At 64.2% G+C, this 1,793-nt stretch carries 3 protein-coding genes and 1 pseudogene; 1 reads left to right on the plus strand and 3 read right to left on the minus strand.

What is annotated here, in order from left to right:
• A partial coding sequence (locus tag FJ980_RS30500; RefSeq protein ID WP_140547297.1) for a hypothetical protein occupies positions 1 to 215 on the plus strand: 215 nt, incomplete at its 5' end.
• Between the two features lie 18 nt (positions 216 to 233).
• Here the strand turns inward: FJ980_RS30500 and FJ980_RS30505 are convergent.
• From FJ980_RS30505 to FJ980_RS30515, 3 genes and pseudogenes are all read right to left on the minus strand, one after another.
• On the minus strand, positions 234 to 857 hold the full coding sequence (locus FJ980_RS30505) for an invasion associated locus B family protein (protein ID WP_246676625.1): 624 nt from the start codon (positions 855 to 857) through the stop codon (positions 234 to 236).
• 58 nt (positions 858 to 915) lie between these two features.
• Entirely contained in the window at positions 916 to 1,383 is a 468-nt protein-coding gene (locus tag FJ980_RS30510) for a DUF4189 domain-containing protein (protein WP_140547298.1), read from the minus strand.
• Positions 1,384 to 1,432: 49 nt separating this feature from the next.
• Positions 1,433 to 1,793: pseudogene (locus tag FJ980_RS30515) on the minus strand (hypothetical protein); the annotation flags it as partial.

Raw genomic sequence — 1,793 nt, forward strand, 5'->3', positions numbered from 1 at the left:
TCCATGAACTACCGAAGGTGACCATCATAAGCGTCGCGCATCGCGCCGAGCTGGAAGCCTTCCACAGCCGCAAGATCACATTGGAGCGGCGCGAGGGCGGCGCAAAGCTTGTCAGCGATATCAATCTTGTCCCGCGCAAGGGCGGACGGAACCTGCTCAGGCGCGCCTTGTGGGGCTCCGGCGCTGCGGCCCAAAGGCCGCGCGAGCTGGAGTAAAACCGACTTCGTCCCTCCTCAGCGCCCGCTCAGCGCCGCGACGCGGTCGAGGGCGGCGCCGAGGCCTTTCAGGGAGACGGGGAAGTTGAGCTTGGTCTCGGCGTCGGTGATGACGTTGAGCGTCAATACGCCGCCCGCCTTCAGCTTCTGCGCCAGCGCGCGGTCGATCGGAAACTGCGCCACGCATCCGTTCGGCAGGCAGGTGCGGAACCGCAACTGGCCGAGGGGCGGCTGGTCGTCGATCTGGATCGTCACGCCTGGGTCGAACAGGATGCCGAACGGCAGAAGCAGGGTTCCGGTCAATCCACCCTTCGGTCCCGCGCGCAGCTCCACAGCCAGCAGCCTCTGGCCGTTCTTCTGCGTCTGGTCCTGCGAAACCGAGCAGGCGCGTGCATTGTCCTGGATGGTGCAGGCCAGGCTCCAGTCCTGATAGGTCTCCTGGAGCGACGACGCGCCGTTTGGAAGCGTGGCCGCCTGCTGTTGTTGCGCACAGGCACTCGATGCGGGCAGCGCCGCCGCGCAGATTGCGGCCGCCTTCAGAAGAACAAATCTGTCAAACAACGATTGCGACTTTCTCTTTCGGGGTTCACGCGCATGGCCCCGAAAACCGGATGGGATTTTCGGGGCCGCGGGCATGGTCATCTGCCTCACGCAGCGTGCAAAAGCAATTCCAAAGCGCGCCGTGTGAGCGCGGCGCGCTTCAGGTACAGACCCACTCGCGGACCTTGCATTCGGTTCCCGCCGCCTCGCAGGCATGCAGAGCGAGATCTTCCGCGTCTTTGCGGGTCTCGGCGGAGTTCGCGCCCCACGGCGTCAGCCGGTCGCTCTGCTTCTCCTTAGCCACAGCTAGGGCACCGCAGCGCTTGTAGGGAAAGCCCGTCTCGTCGTCGTCTGTCCAATGGCGATGATTGCGGAACACCGTGACAACAGTGCAGCCCTTGCCGCCGGCGTTCTCGCAATATTTCATCGCGGCGTCCTTCGCCTCCTGGCGCTTGTCGGCGCCCCAGAAGAAGCCGTGCTTGGTATCGATGCTGGAATAGGCGATCGCCCCCCAGATGCCCTTTTCCTCCTTCGGCTCAGGCTCCGGCGGCGCCACAAGGTCGGCCGAGACAACCTGCCCGCTCCACAGCAGGGCCATGCACAAAACTGCCAGATGTCGCGATATCATGGTCTGCAATCCTTTCCAGGAGCCCTCGCCCATTCGCCTATCCCGGGTCTCACTTCGACGCCGACGCGATGGAAATCACCACGCAGCTATTGCCGGTCGGCAGCAGAAGCGCTTCGCCCGAATTGCCGCCCAGCTCATACACTTCTACCTGGCCGAGATGGTCGGTGATCTTGCTGCCTTGCGGAAGAACGGACGGGATCTCCGAACACGGGCTGGCGAACGGCGCCACCCGCACCATCGCGCCTTCGCAGCCGGAAGTGGTGGGCGATGCGAAAACCACGCCGGCGGCCGGTCCGCTGTATTTTTCCGTCGCATACTCCATGCCGACGAGGGCCTGCACGGCGTGCTTGTCGGCGGCCTGGTCGTTCCACAAGGATTTGACGCTGTATTTCGAGCCCGTCGTCAGCACC

This window comes from Mesorhizobium sp. B1-1-5, assembly GCF_006443065.1.
GTDB lineage: Bacteria > Pseudomonadota > Alphaproteobacteria > Rhizobiales > Rhizobiaceae > Mesorhizobium.